This window comes from Vibrio sp. 811 (assembly GCF_033339195.1).
In genome coordinates this window covers 1-567 of sequence record NZ_JAWOUB010000730.1, presented here as the reverse complement: position 1 = coordinate 567, position 567 = coordinate 1, and the positions used below count along the sequence as shown (strand labels likewise).

The following is a 567-nucleotide window of genomic DNA, read 5'->3' as shown; positions in this document are numbered from 1 at the left end:
TTTTCGCGTTTTCGCCAGCGGTACGGATCGCGATAGTTTGTAGGCCTGATGCCAACGACTCTGAATACGTCATAAAGCCAGCAGCGATAGCCAGTGACAAGATAGACAGCAACAAGCTACCTAACACGCCGCCAACCATGCCAAGCAAAGAGGTTAATGCTGACTTGATTTGTGGCATAAAGGTTTGTATTGCTTGCTCTAAGTTAGTCGCAAAGAGCGTCCATACTTCATAAAGTTTGTCACCCACAAGAGGCCAATCAGCAACAGAAGCTTTAGGTCCAGGGATTTTCACCTGACCATTTTGCAGTACGTCCAACGCGTGTGTTGCACCATCCACGATAGAGCCCGACACCATCACTAGTGGCGTTACCAGCAGGGCGATACCCAGCAGTGCGATTGTCGTGGCAGCCAAGCCGCGTCTACCGCCGTAAGCGCGTTGCAGTTTTTTGGTCAGTGGTAGTAGCGCTACCGCGATGATGGCACCCCAAATCACTGGAAGGATGAAAGGCCTTATGATGTCGTACGTAAACATCAGCAATACGAAGATCAAGCCAATACGTATCGCTG

1 protein-coding gene is annotated in these 567 nt (G+C 50.1%); it reads right to left on the bottom strand.

The window, feature by feature from the left end:
- On the bottom strand, window positions 1-567 hold a 567-nt coding region (locus tag R7Q46_RS29095), incomplete at both ends, for an AI-2E family transporter (RefSeq protein WP_318078569.1).